This is a genomic window from Gilliamella sp. WF3-4 (genome assembly GCF_001690275.1).
GTDB lineage: Bacteria > Pseudomonadota > Gammaproteobacteria > Enterobacterales > Orbaceae > Gilliamella > Gilliamella apicola_C.
On the sequence record NZ_LZGW01000001.1, the window covers coordinates 179055 to 202548 of the forward strand.

At 33.8% G+C, this 23494-nt stretch carries 20 protein-coding genes and 1 tRNA gene; 11 read left to right on the forward strand and 10 right to left on the reverse strand.

Translation table 11 applies throughout. The annotated features are described in order from the left end of the window. Positions 1-574 precede the first annotated feature (574 nt). Entirely contained in the window at positions 575-1543 is a 969-nt protein-coding gene (cmoB, locus tag A9G47_RS00890; RefSeq protein WP_065641938.1) for a tRNA 5-methoxyuridine(34)/uridine 5-oxyacetic acid(34) synthase CmoB, read from the reverse strand. 36 nt (positions 1544-1579) lie between these two features. Further along, entirely contained in the window at positions 1580-2311 is a 732-nt protein-coding gene (cmoA, locus tag A9G47_RS00895; RefSeq protein WP_065641939.1) for a carboxy-S-adenosyl-L-methionine synthase CmoA, read from the reverse strand. Between the two features lie 72 nt (positions 2312-2383). Here cmoA and A9G47_RS00900 point away from each other — a divergent pair, with 72 nt between their 5' ends. Together A9G47_RS00900 and rnd are read left to right on the forward strand one after the other, a co-directional pair. Then, positions 2384-3538 carry a metallophosphoesterase gene (locus A9G47_RS00900; RefSeq protein WP_065566980.1) on the forward strand — a complete coding sequence of 385 codons (1155 nt, stop codon included), beginning with the start codon at positions 2384-2386 and terminating at the stop codon, positions 3536-3538. Between the two features lie 24 nt (positions 3539-3562). Continuing rightward, a complete protein-coding gene (gene rnd / locus A9G47_RS00905) occupies positions 3563-4645 on the forward strand; it encodes a ribonuclease D (RefSeq protein WP_065641940.1) in 1083 nt (360 codons plus the stop codon). A 32-nt stretch (positions 4646-4677) separates the two neighbouring features. On the opposite strand, the gene A9G47_RS00910 is transcribed toward rnd, so the two are convergent. Both A9G47_RS00910 and mtnN read right to left on the reverse strand, forming a co-directional pair. Further along, complete coding sequence (locus A9G47_RS00910) at positions 4678-5304, reverse strand: TRIC cation channel family protein (protein ID WP_065566978.1); 627 nt, start codon at positions 5302-5304, stop codon at positions 4678-4680. Further along, positions 5301-5993: a 5'-methylthioadenosine/S-adenosylhomocysteine nucleosidase gene (gene mtnN / locus A9G47_RS00915; RefSeq protein WP_065641941.1), complete on the reverse strand. Its 693-nt coding sequence runs from the start codon at positions 5991-5993 to the stop codon at positions 5301-5303. Before mtnN ends, A9G47_RS00910 begins: the two co-directional genes overlap by 4 nt. A 77-nt stretch (positions 5994-6070) precedes the next feature. On the opposite strand from mtnN, the gene A9G47_RS00920 reads away from it, so the two are divergent. Together A9G47_RS00920 and A9G47_RS00925 are read left to right on the forward strand one after the other, a co-directional pair. Then, a complete protein-coding gene (locus A9G47_RS00920; protein ID WP_065588766.1) occupies positions 6071-6862 on the forward strand; it encodes an SDR family oxidoreductase in 792 nt (263 codons plus the stop codon). A 27-nt stretch (positions 6863-6889) separates the two neighbouring features. Further along, positions 6890-7759 carry a co-chaperone YbbN gene (locus A9G47_RS00925; RefSeq protein ID WP_065566975.1) on the forward strand — a complete coding sequence of 290 codons (870 nt, stop codon included), beginning with the start codon at positions 6890-6892 and terminating at the stop codon, positions 7757-7759. A 268-nt stretch (positions 7760-8027) separates the two neighbouring features. Here the strand turns inward: A9G47_RS00925 and map are convergent, their stop codons facing one another. Continuing rightward, entirely contained in the window at positions 8028-8816 is a 789-nt protein-coding gene (gene map, locus A9G47_RS00930; protein ID WP_065566973.1) for a type I methionyl aminopeptidase, read from the reverse strand. 210 nt (positions 8817-9026) lie between these two features. On the opposite strand from map, the gene rlmC reads away from it, so the two are divergent. Next, a complete protein-coding gene (gene rlmC, locus A9G47_RS00935) occupies positions 9027-10193 on the forward strand; it encodes a 23S rRNA (uracil(747)-C(5))-methyltransferase RlmC (RefSeq protein ID WP_065580879.1) in 1167 nt (388 codons plus the stop codon). Between the two features lie 439 nt (positions 10194-10632). On the opposite strand, the gene A9G47_RS00940 is transcribed toward rlmC, so the two are convergent. Continuing rightward, positions 10633-11049 (reverse strand): hypothetical protein, encoded by a 417-nt coding sequence (locus tag A9G47_RS00940; protein ID WP_065641942.1) that lies wholly within the window; start codon positions 11047-11049, stop codon positions 10633-10635. A 296-nt stretch (positions 11050-11345) separates the two neighbouring features. Between A9G47_RS00940 and gshA the strand changes: the two genes are divergently transcribed. Both gshA and A9G47_RS00950 read left to right on the forward strand, forming a co-directional pair. After that, positions 11346-12917 carry a glutamate--cysteine ligase gene (gene gshA, locus A9G47_RS00945; RefSeq protein WP_065641943.1) on the forward strand — a complete coding sequence of 524 codons (1572 nt, stop codon included), beginning with the start codon at positions 11346-11348 and terminating at the stop codon, positions 12915-12917. Continuing rightward, positions 12910-13689, forward strand: a complete 780-nt coding sequence (locus A9G47_RS00950; protein ID WP_065582657.1) for an endonuclease/exonuclease/phosphatase family protein — start codon at positions 12910-12912, stop codon at positions 13687-13689. Before gshA ends, A9G47_RS00950 begins: the two co-directional genes overlap by 8 nt. On the opposite strand, the gene A9G47_RS00955 is transcribed toward A9G47_RS00950, so the two are convergent. The 3 genes from A9G47_RS00955 to rnhA all read right to left on the reverse strand — a co-directional run bounded on the left by A9G47_RS00955 (position 13670) and on the right by rnhA (position 16222). Continuing rightward, positions 13670-14737: a transglycosylase SLT domain-containing protein gene (locus A9G47_RS00955; protein ID WP_176700628.1), complete on the reverse strand. Its 1068-nt coding sequence runs from the start codon at positions 14735-14737 to the stop codon at positions 13670-13672. The genes A9G47_RS00950 and A9G47_RS00955 overlap by 20 nt on opposite strands. A 209-nt stretch (positions 14738-14946) precedes the next feature. Further along, positions 14947-15675: a hydroxyacylglutathione hydrolase gene (gloB, locus tag A9G47_RS00960; RefSeq protein ID WP_065641944.1), complete on the reverse strand. Its 729-nt coding sequence runs from the start codon at positions 15673-15675 to the stop codon at positions 14947-14949. Positions 15676-15748: 73 nt separating this feature from the next. Further along, the gene (gene rnhA, locus A9G47_RS00965; protein ID WP_065566966.1) at positions 15749-16222 is read right to left on the reverse strand and encodes a ribonuclease HI; all 474 of its coding nucleotides are present in this window, start codon (positions 16220-16222) and stop codon (positions 15749-15751) included. Positions 16223-16459: 237 nt separating this feature from the next. On the opposite strand from rnhA, the gene dnaQ reads away from it, so the two are divergent. Continuing rightward, on the forward strand, positions 16460-17197 hold the full coding sequence (gene dnaQ / locus A9G47_RS00970) for a DNA polymerase III subunit epsilon (protein ID WP_081297789.1): 738 nt from the start codon (positions 16460-16462) through the stop codon (positions 17195-17197). Positions 17198-17308: 111 nt separating this feature from the next. Next, a tRNA-Asp gene (locus tag A9G47_RS00975) sits at positions 17309-17385 on the forward strand. Positions 17386-18085: 700 nt separating this feature from the next. On the opposite strand, the gene A9G47_RS00980 is transcribed toward A9G47_RS00975, so the two are convergent. Then, a complete protein-coding gene (locus A9G47_RS00980; protein WP_065641945.1) occupies positions 18086-19135 on the reverse strand; it encodes a dihydroorotate oxidase in 1050 nt (349 codons plus the stop codon). 531 nt (positions 19136-19666) lie between these two features. Between A9G47_RS00980 and A9G47_RS00985 the strand changes: the two genes are divergently transcribed. Together A9G47_RS00985 and A9G47_RS00990 are read left to right on the forward strand one after the other, a co-directional pair. Continuing rightward, entirely contained in the window at positions 19667-22438 is a 2772-nt protein-coding gene (locus A9G47_RS00985; protein ID WP_065641946.1) for a flavocytochrome c, read from the forward strand. 79 nt (positions 22439-22517) lie between these two features. Next, complete coding sequence (locus A9G47_RS00990; protein WP_218056999.1) at positions 22518-23435, forward strand: FAD:protein FMN transferase; 918 nt, start codon at positions 22518-22520, stop codon at positions 23433-23435. Positions 23436-23494 lie beyond the last annotated feature (59 nt).

Here is a 23494-nt window from a genome sequence, read left to right on the forward strand (position 1 = left end):
GTTTAAACATTTATTTTTCTGAAAGCTTTTATAAATTTTCTGACAGCTTATTTTTATAATGAGTGATAATTTCCAGAAAATCTTTGTATAGTATAATTATATGGATAAAAAATCTACTTGTAATATACCTAATTGTTTGAGTTGAATATAAATATCCAGCGAACATTAGTTAACTTTTTATTTTTACAAACCATTTAAACTGAAATTTTAAGCTAATTTAAATGAATAAGTGATCAGAGGAATTTTAATAGAACAATAATTGAGTTAGATGATTATAGACATTAGATATGCTCGTAAGTAAGTCATACATTTAAAATATGATAATCTTATCTTAGGTAATAAGATAACATATTGCTATCATCAAGCTGGTCGGTAGCTAACCAACTTTCTTTTAATTTAATAATATGCTTTTAATTTAATAATATGTTAGAGGATTTTACAAAGTGTTTTGCATTGGATAACTGTATATTCTTCATCAAAATGTAATAAGCTAGCCACTCTTGTTTTAGGTTATTTTTACACATTTAACTGTAATGTTATATTACAGCTGTGGCTACCTATATACTGATTTGTCTTATTTTTTAGCGATAAAAACAGCCCGCATTGGCGCAGGGTATCCTTCAATGGTTTTGGTTGGATCATCAGGATCTAAAAAATTAGCAAGCGAATCCGATTCCATCCATTCAGTTTTGCGTTGTTCATCTAAGCTAGTTTGTGAAATGTCGATCTCTTTTATATCCGAAAAACCACATTTATTGAGCCAATTAATCATGGTTGGAACCGATGGAATAAAGTAGACATTACGCATTTGTGCATAGCGATCACCTGGCATTAATGCTTGATGTTCATCTCCATCGATGATTAAAGTTTCCAGAATTAACTGACCTCCTTCAACTAGCTGATCTTTTAATTGGAATAAATGATCAAGTGGAGACCTACGATGGTATAACACCCCCATTGAAAATACCGTATCAAAAGCATTAAGTTTAGGGAGTTGCTCAATGCCTAAAGGCAATAAATGCGCTCTTTGATCGTTACCCAAAAGTTTGCGAATAGCTTCAAATTGGCATAGATAAAGTGCCATTGGATCAATTCCAACAGCCAGTTCTGCCCCTGCACCAATCATTCGCCATAAATGATAACCACTATTGCAACCTACATCTAAAACAATTTTTCCTTCTAGGCTATCGATATGATTAATTAGGCGCTCCCATTTCCAATCAGAACGCCATTCAGTATCAATATCGATACCATATAAGTGAAAAGGGCCTTTACGCCATGGCATCATGGTTTTCAGTAGTTGGGTAATTCGTTGTTGCTCGCCTGAAGATATAGGGTATTCACTATTGACAGTTACACTATGTAGTAAATCAATTTGAAAAGGGATTTTAGATGGTAAGTGTTTAATACTATTTAGCCATTGATTGAAGCGGTTATCGTTATTTTGTCTTTGCCAATTTGCGAGCTGAGCTGGCAACACTTCTAGCCAGTGGCTAAGTTTATTTTTTGCAATAATTTGGTAAAAATCACCAAAATCAATCATTTTTTCATCCTTATCAATTGCGCTGAAATTAATTGGCTATTTTATAGCAATAATAGATCCAAAATTAAAACATTGAAACCATGTATCAATATGTCTAAAACCTGCTTCAGATAGTCGCTGTTTATGCGTTTGGATTGTATCTGTTAGCATGACGTTTTCTAACATATTACGTTTTTGACTGATTTCAAGTTCACTATAGCCATTAGCACGTTTAAAATCATGATGCATATTAAATAACAATTCATCGACTGTTGTATCGCTAAAGCTAAATTTTTCCGAGAGCACTAAAATGCCATTAGGTTTCAGTGCGTTATAGATATTATTCAAAACATGTTGGCGTTTTTTTGGGGTTAAAAACTGTAAAGTGAAATTCAGCACCACCATTGATGCATTTTGCATATTGATGTTGCAAATATCATCGCATATTATATCCACAGGTGTATTGGATTTATAAGACTCAATATGCCTTTTACAGCGTTCAACCATCGGTTGGGAGTTATCGACTGCGATAATCTGGCAATTTTCTTGAGTAATATGACGACGAATAGATAATGTAGCAGCACCTAATGAGCAACCCAAATCATAAATTGTTGAATTGGGTTGTACAAATCGTTCAGCTAACATACCGATCATTGATATGATATTAGAATAACCAGGAACAGAGCGTTGCACCATATCAGGAAAAACTTCGGCAACTTTATCATCAAACGTCCAATCGCCTAGTTTATCAATCGGTGTTGAGAACAATTGGTCTTTTTTAATATTCATAAAACTAATTGGTACTATAGAAATTAATTTTGCTATTATAGCATTTTTTTATATTCAACTGCTCGGATAATTATGGGGTTTGTCAATTTTATTACTATTTTTATAGTATTTGTGGTTAGTGTTTTAGCAACCATCTATCTGGGAAAACGATGGCTGTTTTGGTTTGATTTTTATGTCACAGGTTGTTGTCGGTTTATTTATTGGATTGTTGTTTTTATAGCGGGACTATCGCTCATTTTTTTAAAAATAGTGAATGGTATTTCAACTTATTGGTTACCTTTGTTTTGTAATACTATTACTGGCTTAATAATTTGTTGCTTTTTTGTATTGCTTATTTTTGATACTGTACGTTGGCTAAGTAAAAAACAAGTAAAACCTAATCTATGGCTTAAAATTGCATATATCGTTATAGTAGTATTATTATTTTGCTTTGGTCATGAAATGGCAATTAACCCCAAGATTGTTTATTATCAGGTTAAGATAAATAAACCAGCTAATACCGAGCATTTACGTATTGTACAGCTTTCTGATATTCATATTAATGAGTTAACTACACACCAATTTATTCAACAAATGGTTGTTGATGTCAATAAGCTTAATGCTGATTTTATTGTTATTACTGGAGATACATTGGATAAACGCTTAAAACCTTTTATCCAAAATGATTTTGATCTGCAATTTCGACAATTAAAAGCTAAATATGGTACTTATGTCATATTCGGTAATCATGAGTATTTAGCGACAAATGAAGTAAATAACCGAGAAGAAGATATTATTAGCGCTTTTAGGCAAGCAGGTATGAAAGTCTTAAAGGATGATATTATTTCTTTTGATGATTTAGGTATCACGATAGTTGGCCGAGATGATTTTTCTTCATTTCTCTATGATGTGAAACGGGCATCATTATCCGATTTGATTATGTTTACTGATACCAATACACCAATTATTTTACTCGATCATCAACCCAAAGATCTTAATGAACCAGCAGAATTAGGTGTTGATTTGATGATTTCTGGCCATACCCATGCAGGACAAATATTTCCGATCAATCTCGTTGAAAAATTAATGTATAAAAATACTTATGGTTTGTACCAAAATCAAGATCATCATTTTACTAGTATTGTCAGTAGCGGGTATGGTTTTTGGGGACCACCAATTCGGCTAATGACACGTTCTGAGATTGTAGTAATTGATATAGAATTTGAAAAAAGCATACACAAAGAATAAACATATTTTAATAGGAGTTTGATTTTGTCTTATCAACTTATTGTAACTAATGATCAGTTAGCTGATTATTGTTCAAAAATTGAAAATAGCTCAGCAATTGCTTTAGATACTGAATTTGTTCGGACTCGAACTTTTTATCCTCACTTAGGACTATTACAAGTGTTTGATGGTAAATGTGCTGCGTTAATTGATCCTATTAATATTACTGATTGGCAACCTTTTTTAGTGATGTTAAATGATCCTAAAATTGAAAAATATTTTCATTCGTGCAGTGAGGATATCGAAGTTTTTCTTCATCATTTTGGTATTGTGCCGACTCCAATTATCGATAGCCAAATATTAGCTTCTTTTTTAGATAATCCTTTAAGTAGTGGTTATGCTAGCTTGGTAAAAAAATATTTAGAAGTTGAGCTTGATAAGAGTGAAACTCGAACAGATTGGTTAAAACGGCCCTTAACTGAAAAGCAGTGTAACTATGCTATTAACGATGTATTATACCTTTTTCCATTAATCAACATTTTAAAGGAAAAATTAACTACTAATCATTATTTACAAGCAGCTTATCAAGAGTGCCAAATGGCAGTAGATCGGAAATGTGAAATAATGGATCCAAACGATGCTTATTTAAACATTAAAAATAGTTGGCAACTGAAAGGTAAAAGTTTAGGGCAATTGTATAAATTAGCGAGTTGGCGATACAGACTGGCTAAAGAGCAAGATATTGCTTTAAATTTTGTGATTCGTGAAGAAGTATTATGGAAAATAGCTCGTTACTTGCCCACTTCATTAGCTGAACTTGACAAGCTAGGTGTAAAGGGGAAGGAAATTCGGTTATATGGGCAAGCAATTTTAGATATTTTAGCGACCCCTACACCCGACATTTCAACTATCTGCCGAGTGAATAGTTACCCCGATTATAAAAAAATTACCGAAGAACTAAAACAAGCAGCACAGACTATTTCTTTAAAAACAAAGCTTAATGAGGATTTATTGCTTTCAAGGCGCTTAATTAATCAGTATGTAAAATGGAAAGTAGACAAAAAGGGCAATGAGCCTGAATTATTAACAGGCTGGCGTAAATCTTTATTTAAACCATATTGCTCTTAATTATTGGTTGCGTGTAGGTTTTATTTTGAGGTTTAAGTATTTTTTAATCCAATAATAGGTAAAGTGAGTTTACGATAAATAGCCAATAATCGAATAATAAGCGTGGTAATAATACCAATTAATGTTGAATATTCCAATGGGAGTTTGAGTGCATTATAGGCGATAACATGAGTTGCACCGCCAATTAAGCAAGCCGTAGCATAAATGTCGGTTTTAAATACCATTGGAATATCTCGAGCTAGCACATCTCTAAGAATACCGCCACCAACACCCGTCATTACTCCCATACATACAGCTACTAAGCTATTTACATTAGAATCAATGGCTTTATTCACACCGATGCCTACAAATACTGCAAGCCCGATAGCATCTAATACAGAAAATAACCATTTAGGTATCGTGATTGAAGGTGAATAACGTAATAAAAGCATTGTCACTAACGAGGTAACGATAGCAACATACAAATCAGTCGAATCAGAGATCCAAAAGATTGGTCCATGATTTAAAACTATATCGCGAATGGTGCCACCACCAATGGCGGTGATAACAGCTAAAACTAAAGCGCCAATGGGATCCATTTCTTTTTTGGCTGCTAATAATACGCCAGAAATAGCAAATACAATAGTCCCTAATATGTCAAACCAGAAAAGATAATTCACGCAAGCTCACTTAGCATTGCTTCAACTATCAACGACGATTGTTTTGCGGCTAATTTTAAAAAGGCTTGAAAATCAACAGCAGATTCACTATCTCCATTATCTGAAATAGCTCGAACAACGACAAATGGCACTTTAAATAGCCAACAAACATGCCCAATGGCAGCCGCTTCCATTTCAACAGCAATGGCATGAGGGAAAGTTTGTTTTATTCTTGCCAAATTGCTTTTCCCATTGATAAATGCATCGCCACTACCAATAGAGCCTTCAATTGCATTAACGCCGTGTTTTTCGATACAATTTTTAGCTAATGATTGATATTTAGGCTCTGCGGCAAATGCCACAGGGCAACCAGACATTTGCCCTGGTTTGTAGCCAAAAGCGGTTAAATCAACATCATGATAAAAAACATCTTTTGAAACAATAATATCACCAATATTGAGGCTAGAAGATAGCCCGCCAGCCGACCCTGTATTGATAACGGCATCAACTTTATAATTGTTTAATAATAATGTTGTTCCTGATGCTGCAGCGACTTTACCAATACCTGATTGCAGTAACACAATGTCACAGCCCGCAATTTGCCCACAGTGAAAATCACAACCTAAATAGTGCTCAACATGATAATTGGTGATTTTACTTTTTAAAATGGTGACTTCTTCTTCCATGGCTGCAATAATGGCGATTTTCATACGATCCTCTGGGCTTTGTTTGGGTAACTTTAATTTAGATGTGCTATCATAATTTGAGAAGATAAATTTGACAATATATGAATCAATCGGAGCTGAAATTGCGAACAATTTTTATCACAGGGTGCTCAAGTGGAATAGGGCTTATTTCGGCAATTGCATTAAAAAAACGCGGTTATCGTGTTATAGCGTCGTGTCGAAAATTATCAGATCAGCAAAAACTTATCGAGCAAGGGTTTGAAACAGTGTTGCTTGATCTTGATAATCCAGAATCAGTTAAACAAGCTGCCCAAACGGTTATAGCCTTAACAGAAGGTAAATTATATGCGTTATTTAATAATGCCGGTTTTGGTGTTTATGGACGATTAAACACGATCAGCCGTGAACAATTAGAATCTCAATTCTCTACGAATTTTTTTGGTGTACATCAGTTGACGCAATTATTACTTCCTGCCATGCTGGCACAAAATGAAGGGCGTATTATTCAAACAAGTTCTATTGTTGGAATAGTTGCAACGCCTGGGCGAGGGGCTTATTCAGCGAGTAAATATGCATTAGAAGCGTGGTCTGATGTATTAAGGCTGGAATTGGCTAAGACCAATATCAAGGTTAGTTTAATTGAGCCAGGACCATTAAAAACTTACTTTTCGAATAATGTTAATCAGGTTGAAAAGGAAAAAATTGTAAAAAATCCGCCTATAGCTAAACGGTTCACTTTACCGCCTGAAGCCATTTTACCTTATTTATATCATGCGTTAGAGCACGCTAAGCCAAAAATCCGTTACAGGGTAACAAAAATAACTAAGATAGCAGCTATTGCTAAACGTTTGCTTCCTGATAGATTAATGGATAAAATTCTAAACAACAAGTAATAACCGATCATATCCCTAGGACATAATATGCAAAATCAATTTATTTTTGATGTTAATGAGCAAAATATTCAAGAGGTGATTGAACGATCATCTCAATCTCCCGTGTTGTTTTATTTTTGGTCAGCAAGAAGTCCAAATTATGAGGCGATGACTCAAATATTAACTAAATTAGCTAATCAACATCATGGGCAATTTATTTTAGCGAGTGTTAACTGTGATGAGCAACAAATGCTCGCAGCTCAATTTGGATTACGAGCGATCCCAACCGTTTACTTATTTCAAAATGGGCAACCTGTTGATGGATTTCAGGGGCCACAACCTGAGGAAGCAATTAATGATTTTCTAAAAAAAGTGCTGCCGAATGAGGATGAACTTAAGTTAGTTGAAGCACAAAATTTATTTAATGAAAAAAAATATCAAGAAGCTTTGCCTTTATTAAAAGAGACGTGGAAATCGTTAACTGACCATCTAGGTAAGCCAAGAACTGATATTGCACTATTGTTGATAAAAGCGTATATACAATTAAAACAATTAAGCGAAGCAAAAGAAGTGCTTGCAACCATCCCTTTGCAAGATCAAGGTGCTGATTATCATAGTTTGCAAGCAGAGATCGAACTGCTTGAACAAGCGGCTAATTCGCCAGAGCTTCAGCAGTTACAAAATCAACTAGCCAAGCAACCAGGCAATATTGAACTTATGATTCAATTAGCGTCACAATTAATGTCGGTAGGCCGCCATGAGGAAGCACTTGAATTGCTTTTTAACCCATTAACTAAAGATCTTAATGCTGGTGACGGACAGTTAAAAAAAGCGTTACTTGATTTACTTGCAGCACTAGGTACAAGTAATCCACTAGCAAGCGGTTATCGACGCAAGTTATACACATTATTGTATTAAAAACTAAATTGTATTAAAAACTAAGCGCTATGAAATTTAAATTAGAACGAATTTTTAAGAGATTGCTGATAATGTTGTTAAGTACAAATCAGGGGACTGCAATTTCCTGTGCTGCTTATATTAAATCTCTGAAAAAAGATATACATAGAAGTAAAATAGATGAGTTAAATAAAAAGTTAGCGCAAAAAAACGCTAATATAAATATTATAGATAGAGATTTATAAAATGGAGAGATTCAACAATAACATATTGTTGAATCTTTTTTTACTTAGTGTTCAATAATACGAGGAAAATCTTCGTTGCTACGTAGCGTCAACACTTCAACACCATTGTCTGTCACTAAAATGGTATGTTCATATTGCGCAGAAAGACCATGATCTTTCGTTTTGACAGTCCAACCATCTTTCATGGTTCGAGTGCGCCAGTCACCAGTATTTACCATAGGTTCAATCGTAAAGGTCATACCTGGTTTTAAAATGACACCGCCATCATCTGCATCATAATGTAAAACTTGTGGTTCGTCATGATAGACTTCACCAATACCATGGCCACAATATTCACGTACCGATGAGAAACCGAACTTATCTACATACTTTTGTATCGTTTTACCAATTTCTTTTAAACGAATACCTGGTTTTATGATTTTAATTGCTTCGTAGAGACTTTCTTGTGTAACTTGGCATAGCTTTTCACCTGTAATTGTTGGCTTTCCTGCAATATACATTCTAGAGGTATCGCCATGAAAACCATCTTTGATAACAGTCACATCGATATTTAAAATATCACCATCTTTCAGCTTTTTATCAAAACTTGGGATGCCATGGCAAACAACATCATTAATTGAAATACAACTCGTGTGTTGATAACCATGGTAACCAATATTAGCAGGTATGGCTTTTTGTACGTTGATAATATAATCGTAACAAATTTTATCTAATTCACCTGTACTAATGCCTGGTTTTACATAGGCTTCAATCATTTCTAAAACTTCAGCCGCCAGCTTACCAGCTATGCGCATTTTTTCGATTTCTGCGGGGGTTTTTAACTTAATAGACATTAAATTCTTCCTGTAATAGTAATGACAATATCCTATCATACACCGCTATTTCGTCAAATCATACTAGCGGATTAAATGGGTATTTTACTTAATATTTTTGTAAAAAAGTTTCAAGAAGCTATATGTTTTAGTATAAAATAAAAAACAATACTTATTTATTAGAGTGAATTCAATCCATAATAATTCATTATAAAAAAGGTTTTTATATTAATGCAATGTCGTTTTTATCAGCAAAAAAAATGTTTTTCTTGCCAGTGGTTAGACCGCCCATATCACATACAATTAGCCGAAAAACAAAATAAGCTGTTACAACAATTAAATCAGTTTAAACCAACCGACGTCAAAGAGCCATTTGCTAGCCATGAAACCGCTTTTCGTAATAAAGCAAAAATGGCGGTGCTAGGTACTGTTGAAAAACCTATTTTGGGTATACAAACGGAAAATGAGATGGTCGATTTATGTGATTGTCCTCTTTACTCAAATAGTATGCAAAATATTTTAAAACTGGTTCGAACTTTCATCCGTAAACAAGAGCTTGTGCCTTATAACATCAATAAGCGGAAAGGGGAGTTAAAATTTGTTATCATTACCGAAAGTAAAATAGATGATAAAATCTGTTTTATGATCCGATTTATTTTAAAATCGCACAAGTTTGTTGATAGAATAAATAATTCTTTCAAACAATTACAAGAAAAAATTCAAAACTTATTGGTGGTATCAATAAATATACAACCTAATCATGCGGCAATATTAGAAGGCGACGAAGAGTTAGTTTTAACAAAGAGCCCATTCCTACCCATGACCTTAAATGGTGTTCCTCTTTTTATTAAACCTAAAAGCTTTTTTCAAACTAATACTGATGTTGCTAGCAATCTTTATAAAACAGCAAGTGACTGGATTGCAAATTTACCTATCTATTCTATTTGGGATCTGTTTTGTGGCGTAGGTGGTTTTGGATTAAGTTGTGTCAGCCAAGGAATAAAGAAAAATATTCAATTAACAGGGATTGAAATTAGCCCAGATGCAATTGAGTGCGCAACAAAATCTGCTAATAATCTGGGATTTAAACAGTTAATTTTTAAATCGCTTGATGCTACCCAGTATGCTATTGCTGAACAAAAGATTCCTGATTTAGTATTGCTAAATCCGCCAAGGCGGGGAGCTGGCAAAATGCTTTCACAGTATTTAGAACAAATGTCGCCTAATTATATTATGTATTCAAGTTGTAACTTATCTTCACTTGTTGAAGATTTAAAATGGTTAAATAATTATCAAATTACTAAATCGCAATTATTTGATATGTTCCCACATACTGCTCATATGGAAGTTTTAATTTTGTTGAAAAAAAAGAGTGCACATGAAAATAAAAAGCTTTAATTTTTCCATAAGTTCTGCGCTAGAGTTGTTGAATAAATGCTAGGTGTAACTATTGGCATCATCTAAATTTTGGTTTTAAAAAGCATAGCCAACAAGTTTTTTAAATCGCCAGTTTTATGTAGTAAAGCGACAACCTAATCGTAAATTTAAATATAAAACAGCGATAATCCCAGTTCATGAAATTGTCTCTAATTTATTGAACCACCTATGGAGCACTGATTGCTTTAACAAGATGTTGGGGTAGGTGGTATCGTATTTGCACGGCAAATGATTGAGAAGCAAACGAGCAAGTCTATTACTATCAATTAATCATTGTGGAATGATTCAAATCGGATATTTCTTGGTTCATTGCCACATAATACATTTGATTCCTATATTGATATATAGGTAATAGTAGCTGTGCCTTAATGCCCAAATTGATAATTATTTTTTATTAATTTTAGATTATCGTACCTTTATAAACATAAATTGGCCTCATTGAACCACGTTCTCCATTTTCAGCAAGGCAAAAAGTAAAATCTTTATTTACAAAATAAATGGGCGGAAATATCCCATCATTTCTATTTTCAAGATAGGATAAAAACTTTTCTAAAGAAGATAAAAATAGATGTAGATTGTTGCCTTTTCCATCAATTAACACATAACCCGATATGTTTTTATCTATATCAAGATGATTAATATCAATTGCCCCTTGAGACGCAATATATTGACTCCATAAAGGACCATGCGTTTTTATATCTTTTTTTATAAAAGGCTTTCTAAAATTATGAATTATGGCTTTTCTAATTTCTATTGCTTTATTTCTCTTAATATTAATGCCAAAAAAGTGGCTATATGTCGAAAACAATGTGTTCATGTAAATATCCTCAAACCTTAAGTACATAACCACAAGAGAATGGCATCAAAGTAGGCATAATGTTTACTCTATTGATCATGATTTCAATTATGATTAGTAAATACTATCTATGCAATAGATAAAAATTTATCTCGATAGTTTTAACTATTGATAATAGGTAGCATTATTTTTTATTTTATTTCTACAACACGCGTTATTTATTTTAGCCATTCACAAAATGCCAAAATGATCTATAGTAACGAGTAAATTATGATAATATTAACCTTATAAAAACTTAATGTAGGAAAAGCAAGATTATGATTCCTGATGTCTCAAAAGCACTTAGTTGGTTAGAAAAACACTATACCATTTTACAAGGTATTCAACGAGGCCTTGAACGTGAAACTTTACGCATTTTGCCTGATGGGTCATTGTCAAAAACGTCATTTCCGCCAAAAATTGGGGCAGCATTAACTCATCCGTGGATAACGACTGATTTTGCCGAATCAATGTTAGAGTTTATTACCCCCGTTAATAGCAATATTGACTATATGTTGACATTTTTGCGTGATTTGCATCGTTATGCTAGTGTAAATATTGGTGATGAAATGATATGGCCTTTAAGCATGCCTTGTTTTGTTGCTAATGAAGAAGATATTATCCTTGCACAATATGGTACTTCAAATGAAGGGCGCTTTAAAACAGTTTACCGAGAAGGGTTAAAAAACCGTTATGGCGCAATGATGCAGACAATTTCGGGGGTTCATTATAATTTTTCATTGCCCACTGCATTTTGGCAAGCAAGAGATGGAGTAAAAAATACCGAAGAAGGTAAAGCGGTCATTTCGGAGGGCTATTTTACGCTAATTCGTAATTATTATCGTTTCGGTTGGGTTATTCCTTATTTATTTGGTGCATCGCCATCGATGTGTTCTTCATTTATTCAAGATCCACAAAAAGCTAAAGCATTTATTGAGCAGACTAATGGAAACTGTTATTTACCTTATGCAACCTCATTAAGATTAAGTGACATAGGGTATACAAATAATGCACAAAAACAGCTTGGTATTACGTTTAATCATTTAGATACCTATGTTGAAGGCCTAAAACGTGCAACTCATACTAAGTCAGTAGAATTTGCTAAGTTAGGTATTAAGGTTGATGGTCACTATCGCCAATTAAATGACAATGTTTTACAAATTGAAAATGAGTTTTATGCACCAATTCGACCTAAACGAGTACCAATGGCAGGGGAGTCACCGTCAGATGCTCTTTTGCGTGGTGGTATTGAGTATATTGAAGTGCGAGCATTAGATGTTAATCCTTTTTCACCGGTGGGTATTACCGAAGAGCAAATACGCTTTATTGATCTTTTCTTAATTTGGTGTGCATTAGCACCTGCTCCTGAAATGAGTAGCCAAGAGCTTGAATGTGCTAAACTAAATTGGAATAGAGTTATTATGGAGGGCCGAAAACCAGGGCTTGAAATCGGTATGGGTTGTGATAGCTATCGAGAGCCTTTGGCTAAAGTTGGGCATGAATTATTTAAAGACTTATTACGTGTTGCTGATGTTTTAGATCATCAAGACGATGAAAGAAGCTATCGCACTGTCTGCGAGCATTTAGACTTAATGTTTGATCAACCCGAATTAACTTTATCAGCAAGAACATTGCAAGCAATAAGTGATTTAGGCACGGAAAAATTTGGTTTAGCTTTAGCAAGTCAATATAGAAAACAGCTTATTGCTGAGCCTTTAGCATTATTAACTGATGGTGATTTTGTTCAACAACGTAATTTATCTATTGAAAAACAGAATAAAAAAGAGCAGAGTGATACTTTATCTTTTGATGAATATTTGAAGAATAAGTTGAACGGAAAAGATGTTTAAAAAACGACATTATACATTACGATATCAGGCAAGTAATGAAGTTGAGTTAATCTTGCCTAATCAACCAATTATAGTAAATAAGCCGTTAATCGATCAAACTTCCTTTTCGGTTTTAGTTTGGAATATTTTTAAACAAAAAAAAGCTGATTGTATCGATATTCTTAAACAACATGCTGATAAAACTAAACTGATTTTATTACAAGAAGCTCAAACCACATCACCGTTACTTAATTTTATTTCACAACATAATAAAATTGCCGATCATGTTCCAGCATATTGTTTTAATGATATTTATGCTGGCGTAATGACAATTTCAGATGTATTACCAGCTTCTCTTTTTTCTTTCAGAGAAAGAGAGCCATTAATTCGTGTCCCTAAATCTGCTTTAATTACTATTTATCCTATCAACAATTCTAAAAAGCAATTATTAGTTGCGAATGTTCATGCTGTAAATTTTAGTATTGGTGTAAAAGCCTACCGCCAACAAATACGTATGCTATTAATTCGAATAAAAGAGCATAACGGTCCAGTTATTTTAGCAGGGGATTTTAATGCATGGAGCAAACAGCGACTAAATTTGTTGTATCATCTTGTGCGCTCAATTGAGCTTAAGCCTGTTAATTTTCCTGTGGATATTCGAAAAACATTTATGGGAAGACCACTTGATTTTGTTTTTTATCGAGGATTACAACTTAATGCTGCTGAAATCATTAGTACAACAGCTTCAGATCATAATCCTCTATTAGTCAATTTTAGATTGGATTTGCATTAGCAAGATTGATTGTTAAGATATCGCCTTCTTGTACTTTAGAATTCTTAAGATTATTCCACTGCAATATATCGGTAATCTTTACACGATAACTTTGAGCGATAGAGTAAAGGCTATCACCTGCTTTGACAAGATAGGCAATCTTTTTCACATTTCTAGAAAAACTCTCTTTACGTGCAATACTATTGTTTTGCATAAAGCCAGATCTAAATTCAAATGGCATATTAGTACGAGGAGTATCTTGTAGAAGTTCTGTAACCTCATTGACAACAAGGTTATCTGCTTGTAATTTTTTAAATAAATCTGCCGCATGAGCATAAGGAACAAGCAAATGGAAAGGACCATTTACTGTTTGTTGCACATACCCTGCATTATATGTTGTTAACTCATCAAGTGATAACTTAGAGTATTTAGCAATTTTAGCTAACGAAATATTTTTAGATATATCAATTCTAACAAGTGAGTTTTCATAATTGCAATCAGGTAACTTAATTCCATATCGTTTATTATTCTTAACAATATCAATAATTGCTAAAATTTTAGGGACATAATGCATAGTTTCTGTCGGCAATTCTAGTGCCCAATAATTAGTTGGTAAACCTTTAGCCTGATTTTTTTCAATGGCTCTTCTTATTCGACCTTCACCAGCATTATAAGCCGCCAAAGTTAATAACCAATCGCCGTTAAAACGGTTATTTAAATTTTGCAACAAAGAAATAGCCGAGTTAGTGGATGCAATAAGATCCCGACGAGCATCAAATGAACTACTTTGTTGTAGTCCGTATTCTTTAGCTGTAATTGGAACAAATTGCCATAATCCCGCTGCTTGTGCTGATGATGTTGCAAGTGGATCATAAGCACTTTCAATAAGAGGAATTAAAGCTAGTTCAGCAGGTAGATTATTTTTACGAAGTTGATTTATTATGTAATAGACATAAGGCTCTGAACGTGAAGCAATCGTTTCAAATCCTTTAGGATTACGTAATAATCGTTCTCTCTCTGCATTAACGCGACTATTTTCTGGAATATATGCGTCAATTTGATTAAGCATATATTGCCATGGATTTTGCGTGATAGATGCATAATTACGAGAACTATTTATATTATTAGCTGTGTTTCTGGAATACTTTATTTTAACTATAGGATTATATCGCGGTCCATTATGTTGACATGCGATTAAAAACAAACATAACGCTGTAAATATTAATAACTTTTTCATTGGTTCGTAAGTTTTCATCTAAATTGAGTTCGGTATTATACCTAAAAAATGTCTTTTTGGCTCCTAAAAAAAACAAACAAATCTAATTCATTGTTAAAATTGAATTTATTTTGCAATTGCTTTTCATGGCATCGCAAAAATAAATTAATTTGTTTTTCTTTAGACAAAATAGACGGTAATGTTTGCGATTGTTTTGAGATCGAATTTAAGTAGCTTTTGATGTTTTCATCATCGGGTAGCATTTGAGAGGCAAATGCTAAATTGGATAGAGTATATTCATGCCCTGCACAAACTAAAGTATCGTTAGGTAGTTTTTTTAAATGATTTAACGAATCTAACATTTGCTGATAAGTCCCTTCAAAAACTCTACCGCAACCCGCTGAAAATAAAGTATCTCCAGAAAACAAAAAAGGCTTACAGTAATACACTAAATGACCAAGAGTATGCCCTGGTACAGCAATGACAGTAAAATTAAAATCACCAATACAAACGCTATTTTGATTAACAAGATAATTAATTGGTAAATCAATTTCGCTAGGGCCGTAGATTTCAATATTTTGATATTGATTTTTTAATTCATATACCCCCCCAGTGTGATCGATATGGTGATGAGTAATTAAAATTCCAAGGGGTAATAATTGATGTTTATTAATATAATTAATCACAGGTTCAGCTTCGCCAGGATCTATAATCACAGCTTGATTATTAGGATTAGTTAGAATCCAAATATAATTGTCTTTTAAGGATTTAATACTATGTAATTGATACATATTACGTTTATACCATTAGTTATTTTTCTAAAGCAAGTTAATTTATATTTGTTGAATAACACTATTTTATAAGTTAATTATCTACAGATTGTTCAAATATCATATCTTGTAAAGTAGGGGATTGAGCTTGTGTTTTAGCTATAATGTCACAACGTTCATTTTCAATATGCCCTGCATGACCTTTGACCCAAATCCACTCAATTTTATGAGGTTGCACTAATTCATCAAGCCTTTTCCATAAGTCGACATTCTTTACGGGTTTTTTGTTGGCTGTTTTCCAGCCATTTTTTTTCCAGCCATTTACCCAATTGATAATCCCATTACGCAAATATTGGCTATCAGAATATAGTTCAATTTGACAGGGATGTTTTAATTTTTCTAAAGCAACAATCGCAGCTAATAATTCCATGCGATTATTCGTTGTTTTAAAAAAACCTTCTGATAATATTTTTTCAGTTTCTTTATATTTTAAAATAGCCGCATAACCACCAGGACCTGGATTACCAAGGCAAGAACCATCTGTATATATTTCTATCTTTTTTAGCATGTTCTGATTTCTTTTCTCAATATTGTTGATCAAGTTTGTTGTTTTAGTTAAATTTTTTATTCCAATTGAAAGCATGCAATAATTGGGCTTTATTTTGTTTGTTGATTTCCCCCCACCAATTTAACCATTTGACCTTATTTCATCTATAGGTATCAGGTATCAACATTAAAGGGTTTTGGTGTTAGACTATACCATTAAAAACGTTTTTCCCCAATTACTGATATAAAAGAGAAGAAAGTGATACATAATCCTACACGCCAAATCGTATTAGATACAGAAACAACAGGTATGAATCAAGAGGGTAATAATCATTATGAAGGTCATAAGATTATTGAAATAGGTGCCGTTGAAGTCATAAATCGCCGATTAACGGGTAATCATTTCCATGTTTATATTAACCCAGAACGTTTGATTGATCAGGATGCTTTTAAAGTCCACGGTATAAGTGATGAATTTGTTAAAGATAAACCTATTTTTAAAAATATTGCCCACGATTTTATTAAATTTATTGATGGTGCCGAATTAGTCATTCACAATGCCTCGTTTGATGTAGGCTTTATGGATTATGAATTTCGTCTTTGTGGGCTAGATTTTAAAACTGCTGATCATTGTCTTGTTACTGATACCCTGTCTATGGCAAGGCGCCTATTTCCAGGTAAACGTAACAACCTAGATGTATTATGTGAACGCTATCAGATCGATAATTCTCATCGAACGTTGCATGGTGCTTTATTAGATGCCGAAATTCTAGCTGAAGTTTATTTAGCTATGACAGGGGGACAAACGACGTTATCTTTTAGTTCAGAAGACAATAATTTATCTTCATCTGAACCTAATGCAATAAAAAGAGTAGAGCGTAATGGGGTTCCTTTAAAAGTCATTAAAGCAACAGAAGATGAGCTTTTTGAACATGAGGCAGTTTTGAAGAAAATTGATAAAAAATGTGGCGGTGCATTATGGAATTCGTTGCAATGATTGTTTTGTATTCAATTAAATTTCAATTTAAAATTTTTTATTGACGAGACTAAAAATAATCTTTAATATTGCGCCTACTTTAGATGTTCTTCATCTAAGTGACTAAAAAGCGGAGCGGTAGTTCAGTTGGTTAGAATACCTGCCTGTCACGCAGGGGGTCGCGGGTTCGAGCCCCGTCCGTTCCGCCAATTACATGTAGTAGTTATACTAATCAAATTTTCCATATAGTCTAATGGCCTCTACGCATATGCTAATAATTTTTGTCAAAAGTTGCCATGCTTATTGTTTTTTCTAATTTTTAAAGTTAGCTTTCATCCAATTATATTGAGAAATAAAAAATCCGTGTTATTTCCGTCAAAAATTTCAGGTGGATGTGAGTGTTAGTATAAAATCATTGCCCAGCCCATATATAATTTGCTAAATTTTATTTAAACTTTTTTAAGCAAACTTGGTTATCTAAGTAAGCGATATGTTAACCAATGTCTAGAATCTAAGCTGCACCTCTTGTTATGTGAAATGATTTTCTACAATTAATATTTTCTGAATATATTCAAAATCTCTAATTTATGAGGATAAGGATAGTCTTTTTTCTTCAAAGTGATTGTCTATTTCATTAGCGATTATTATTTTTGCTTTAAAAAATGATCAATCAGTAATAGATAAGCAATATTATTGATATACTGTTTTTTAGTTAAAGAGTAAATGGTGTCAAAATCCTGTACAGCCATTTATCGTTTATTTTGTTAAAAATGGTAACTAGTTATTTAGGCATCTTTATTGTTATATATTCTATATATCATCTTATATTATCAATTTAATACGAATTATGAAAACAAGGTTACAGCAGTAAGTTACACTGTAACCTTTATAGGCTATGATTTGCTGACATTAAAGACTTTTTTTGATCTCTATTGCTAGCAATGGGTTCCACATAGCACCTGTTGCGCTCATAACTGCATCAGCACCATTGTCTATAAATTGACGATAATGCTCGCTAGTGCTAACGCCGCCTACACCAATAATAGCAAATTTTAGATCCATCTCTTTGCGATATTTGGCTAAACGTTTCACCATATCTAAACCGGCCCAACGAATGGCATCACCACAGATTCCGCCTTCTTTTCTGTTTTCGCCTAAGGCGGGGTGACCATTCGCATCAACGGGTTTTGCCGATAACGTATTGATGGTGCTTAAACCATCAATAATAGTACCCACACGAGTTAATAAAGAAATAATTCTTTCATTATCAGGAAAATAGGCCAGTTTTAAAATAAGAGGGCGATCAGGCACTGCTGTTTTTATCGCATTTACAATTCGTTCAACTTTATCTACATCAAAACATAGTAGCTTGCTTGCCCCTTCGTTCGGGCAACTTAAATTTGCTTCAAGAATAGGTGCATTAGTTTCATGCACTAATTTTGCCGCTAGAGCATAATCTTTTTCTATTTCTCCATGCCCTTGTGTGCCTTGGAAACTACCGATTACACATTGCCCATGACCCGCCGATTGTACCGCATCAGCCATATCGGGTTGCCAAATGTCGGGTGAAAATGAAGGCACACCAAATGAGTTGGTAATTGATAGAGGTTGATTATAATTAGTATCTGCTAATACTGTATCTAAGTTGCACGATAGTTTACCTTTAGGATGAACAGACAAGACATTAGGTAATGGATGACATTTATGAAACTTAGTTCGAACTGTTTTATACACACATAAATCAAATCCATAAGCAAACGCTGCTTTGATATAATTGGCATTTAATAATGGGCCTGCTGGCATACCGAATGGTAAATTGACATCAATATTTAAGAACGTTGAGGGTTTTGTTGGAATCTGTTGTGATTTATCTAATTGTGCAAAAAGCCCAAAGGGTCCTTGAGCATAATTATCTTCATAGCTTATACTTGGATTATAAAAAGGTGTTAAAGATTTCATGCTATCTCCTGATCATGCGCTTTCTTAAAGTAAAATTGATTTTGGCTTTTAATTTATAACAAGAATAAAAAGAAAAGATTTTTGCAACAAAAAAAATCCTCCATGAAGGAGGATTAAAAAACAGGGCAGAAAGAGAATTAAAAGTCGGTTGCAATGTTAAAAGCTCAATCGGTGTTATAAACATATACGATATTCTCTTTGTGTTGGTTTCAAGACATTCTATCTAAACAAAATTAAAGTTCAACATAAAAATAATAGGAAATATGTAACTAAATGAAATGGTTACAGTGTTTTTTTTTAGATTTTTTCTACTTGGATACATTAAATTTAATGATTTTTTATATGAAAACGAAGTAATTTTGTTGATTCTAAAAACGATGCATGCCTAATTCATTAATAAATATGTAAAAAATACTGTCGAAAAATTGATACTTAATGTATTGATAGACTGAATTTACATAGAGAATTGTTGTTTGGGATGCTATCATAATTGCTAATAATGAATTCAAATAAAATAATTAGGTATATCAAATGACAAATCAACTTACATTTAAGTCGTTAACGTTACCAAATGGGGTAGAATTAAAAAATCGCATCATGATGGCGCCGATGACAACCTGTTCAGGTTTTTATGATGGTTCTGTTACGCATGATTTGATTGAATACTACCGAGTAAGAGCTGGTGATATTGGCACAGTGATAGTCGAATGTGGCTTTGTTGATAATAAAGGATTAGCTTTTCCTGGCGCAATTGGCTTAGATAGTGATGATAAAATTGAGGGATTAGCAAAAATAGCTAAAGTTATCAAAGAGCAAGGTTCTAAAGCTATTATTCAAGTTTATCATGGTGGACGAATGGTTGAGCCAAAGTTAATTGGTGGCCAATCACCAGTAGGCCCGAGTGCTATTGCTGCTCCACGCCCGAATGCTCCAACTCCAGTTGAATTAACGGCTGAAGAAGTAGATGAAATGATTGACAAGTTTGGCCAAGCTGTGCGTCGTGCTATTCAGGCTGGTTTTGATGGTGTAGAAATTCATGGCGCAAATACTTATTTAATTCAACAATTCTACTCACCTAATTCAAACCAACGTAATGATAAATGGGGGGGGAATCGTGATAATCGTACTCGATTCCCGCTTGCGATTTTAGATATCACACATAATATGATTCAACAATATGCAACTCCTGAGTTTATTGTTGGATATCGGTTTTCCCCCGAAGAGCTAGAAGTCCCTGGTATTCGTTTTGATGATACCATGTATTTGCTTGAAAAACTGGCTGCAAAAGGGCTTGATTATGTTCATTTCTCAATGGGGTCGATTTTAAGACCTTCGATCGTTGATACCGAAGATACAACACCACTAATCAATAAATATGTTGCAATGCGATCTGAGCAATTAGCTAAAATTCCTGTTGTGGGCGTCGGTAATATTGTTAATCAAAGTGATATCGATGCAGCTTTTAAAAATGGCTATGATTTAGTTGCTGTTGGTCGTGCTTGTATTGCTTATCCTGATTGGGTTAGTCGCATTAAAAAAGGGGAAAGGTTAGAACTATTTATCAATAGTGATAAACGGGAAGAGCTTAATATTCCTGAGCCTTTATGGCATTTTTCCCTTGTTGAAAGTTTGATTCGTGATGCTAACCTTGATGTGAAAAAGTTCAAACCAGGTCAGTATCAAGAGAAAGTTAATGATGAATCTTATGAATTTTTGATTAACGTTGAGTTAGGTAAGGATTTTATAAAAGATATACAATTAGTTAATGCGCAAAATTTTGATAGTGAAGTTTTAAATAATTTTACTGAAATTAAACATAGAATTATTGATTCAAATAGTCCACATGTTGATGCTATCTCTGGAGCAACAACACAATGTGAAGCATTTAAGAAAGCTGTAACTAAAGCAATGGCAAAATCTAACAAAGACGCAATTATTGCCGAAGGGGGGGATCCTGATGATCTTTCTTTTGATGTTGTCGTTGTTGGTAGTGGTGGCGCGGGGCTTGCCTCAGCTATTCAAGCACATGATCATGGGGCAAAGGTTGTTATTGTTGAGCAAATGCCGGTGATTGGTGGTAATACTAATAAAGCTTCGGCAGGTATGAATGCTGCGGAAACTAAATTCCAAAAACTCAAAGGCATTGTCGATAGTAAAGAGCTTTTTTATAAAGAAACTATGGCAGGTGGAAAAAATAAAAATAATCCTGACTTATTACGATACTTTGTTGAAAATGCACCAGAGGCTATCGATTGGTTAGATAATAATGATATTGAATTAAGTGGTATTACAACCACAGGGGGAATGAGCATCGATCGAACCCATCGCCCAGAAAGCGGGGCGGCAGTTGGTGGTTTTTTAATTAGTGGTCTAGTTAAAAATATCAATAAGCGTGGTATTGAAGTTATGTTAGATACTGCGGTTACTGAAATTGTCACGGAGAACAATAAAGTCATTGGCGTTAAAATTTCCGAAGAAGATGGCTCAACTCGCGTGATAAAAACTAAGGCCGTTATTATCGCAACAGGTGGATTTAGTGCTAATACTGCCATGGTTGAAAAATATCGCCCTGATCTTAAAGGTTTTGTTACCACCAATCATAAAGGTGCAACGGGTTCTGGCATTATGATATTGGAAAAACTTGGGGCTGGAACTGTTGATATGGGTGAAATCCAAATTCATCCAACAGTAGAACAAACATCTTCTTACTTGATTTCTGAATCTATTCGAGGTGGTGGGGCGATACTCGTATCGCAAAAAGGCCAACGATTTGTTAATGAGCTTGATACCCGAGATAAAGTATCAGCAGAAATTATTCATTTACCTGAACATTATGCTTATATCTTATTTGATCAACAAGTTCGTGATGAAAATAAATCGGTGGAAGAATATGTCTCAAATCAGCTGGTCACTCAAGCAAATACTCTTGAAGAATTAGCACAAGAGTTATCAATTGATAGTCGCACATTAGCTAACACAGTAGCGCGCTATAATCAGTTTGCCATTACTAAGCACGATCAGGACTTTGGCCGAACAACGGGCATACGTCATCCTATAGAAAAAGCACCTTTTTATGCAATAAAAATTGCCCCTGGTGTTCACCATACTATGGGCGGTGTGACTATCAATACTCAAACACAAGTTTTAGATGCTAATAAAAATGTCATTCAAGGTGTTTTTGCCGCAGGCGAAGTTGTGGGGGGAATACATGGAGCAAACCGAATAGGTGGTAATGCGGTTGCAGATATCATTATTTTCGGTATGCAAGCAGGTAAAAAAGCTGCCCATTATATAAAAAGTTAATTGAGTTGTAGCGATTTGGGTCTTGTTTAGTATGTTAAGGTCGAGTTATAAATATACTCAAACTTTAATGGGAACAACGGTGTCATTAACGCTTATAGAGCCTAATGACACCGTTGCACAGGCCGTTTTTGACAGCATTAAATTGCTTGAAGATAAGTTGACTGTAAATAGGTTAATATCAGAAGTTATGTCAATCAATTTAGCTGCGGGCAGTCACCCTGTTACTGTGAGTAGCTCGGTATTTTCTTTGATTGAACAAGCACAAAAAGTCAGTTTGCATTTCAATAGCTGCTTTAATTTTGCCATTGGTCCTTTAGTTAAACTTTGGAAAATTGGTTTCAACGGGCAACAAGTTCCACCAGCAAAATTGATTAAACAGCGGTTATTGTTAACAGATCCTAATAATATTGAGCTAGATACAAATAATCGTTCTGTTTTTTTGAAAAAATTCGGCATGGAAATTGATTTAGGTGCAATTGCTAAGGGGTATATTGCCGATGTTGCCAAATTAATTTTACATAAATATCAAGTTTATCAAGGTATTATTAATTTAGGTGGTAACGTATTAACTTTAGGTAGCCCTTTAACCAATGAAAACAGCTATTGGCATGTGGGGCTAAAAAAACCATTTGCAACTGATGATAAGTTATCAGGAGTTATTAAAGTTAAAAATAAGTCTGTTGTAACATCGGGGATTTATGAACGTTTTTTTATACAAAACAATCATCTTTATCATCACATATTAGATCCCAAGACAGGTTATCCATTAGATAATGAACTAGACAGTGTGACAGTAATATCCAACTCTTCATTAGAAGGTGATATTTACTCAACGGTATTTTATGGATGGGGACTTGATAACAGCAGAAAATATTTACAAAAGCATCAAAACTTATCAGCTATATTTTTGTTAAAAAATAAAACAATAGCATTAATAAACCCAGATAATTTTGTTTTTCAACTAATTGACACTCAGTACAAAATAATCACCGATTAATCAACAGGCTTAGCATTAAAAAATGATAAAAATAACGATTATATTAGATCTTTGTTTTT

Bases quoted from the DNA above. Each gene is read 5' to 3' on its own strand.
- cmoB (WP_065641938.1), bottom strand. From the start codon at position 1,543: ATGATTGATTTTGGTGATTTTTACCAAATTATTGCAAAAAATAAACTT.
- cmoA (WP_065641939.1), bottom strand. From the start codon at position 2,311: ATGAATATTAAAAAAGACCAATTGTTCTCAACACCGATTGATAAACTA.
- A9G47_RS00900 (WP_065566980.1), top strand. From the start codon at position 2,384: ATGGGGTTTGTCAATTTTATTACTATTTTTATAGTATTTGTGGTTAGT.
- mtnN (WP_065641941.1), bottom strand. From the start codon at position 5,993: ATGAAAATCGCCATTATTGCAGCCATGGAAGAAGAAGTCACCATTTTA.
- A9G47_RS00920 (WP_065588766.1), top strand. From the start codon at position 6,071: ATGAATCAATCGGAGCTGAAATTGCGAACAATTTTTATCACAGGGTGC.
- A9G47_RS00925 (WP_065566975.1), top strand. From the start codon at position 6,890: ATGCAAAATCAATTTATTTTTGATGTTAATGAGCAAAATATTCAAGAG.
- map (WP_065566973.1), bottom strand. From the start codon at position 8,816: ATGTCTATTAAGTTAAAAACCCCCGCAGAAATCGAAAAAATGCGCATA.
- rlmC (WP_065580879.1), top strand. From the start codon at position 9,027: ATGCAATGTCGTTTTTATCAGCAAAAAAAATGTTTTTCTTGCCAGTGG.
- A9G47_RS00940 (WP_065641942.1), bottom strand. From the start codon at position 11,049: ATGAACACATTGTTTTCGACATATAGCCACTTTTTTGGCATTAATATT.
- gshA (WP_065641943.1), top strand. From the start codon at position 11,346: ATGATTCCTGATGTCTCAAAAGCACTTAGTTGGTTAGAAAAACACTAT.
- A9G47_RS00950 (WP_065582657.1), top strand. From the start codon at position 12,910: ATGTTTAAAAAACGACATTATACATTACGATATCAGGCAAGTAATGAA.
- A9G47_RS00955 (WP_176700628.1), bottom strand. From the start codon at position 14,737: ATGCTTAATCAAATTGACGCATATATTCCAGAAAATAGTCGCGTTAAT.
- gloB (WP_065641944.1), bottom strand. From the start codon at position 15,675: ATGTATCAATTACATAGTATTAAATCCTTAAAAGACAATTATATTTGG.
- rnhA (WP_065566966.1), bottom strand. From the start codon at position 16,222: ATGCTAAAAAAGATAGAAATATATACAGATGGTTCTTGCCTTGGTAAT.
- A9G47_RS00980 (WP_065641945.1), bottom strand. From the start codon at position 19,135: ATGAAATCTTTAACACCTTTTTATAATCCAAGTATAAGCTATGAAGAT.
- A9G47_RS00985 (WP_065641946.1), top strand. From the start codon at position 19,667: ATGACAAATCAACTTACATTTAAGTCGTTAACGTTACCAAATGGGGTA.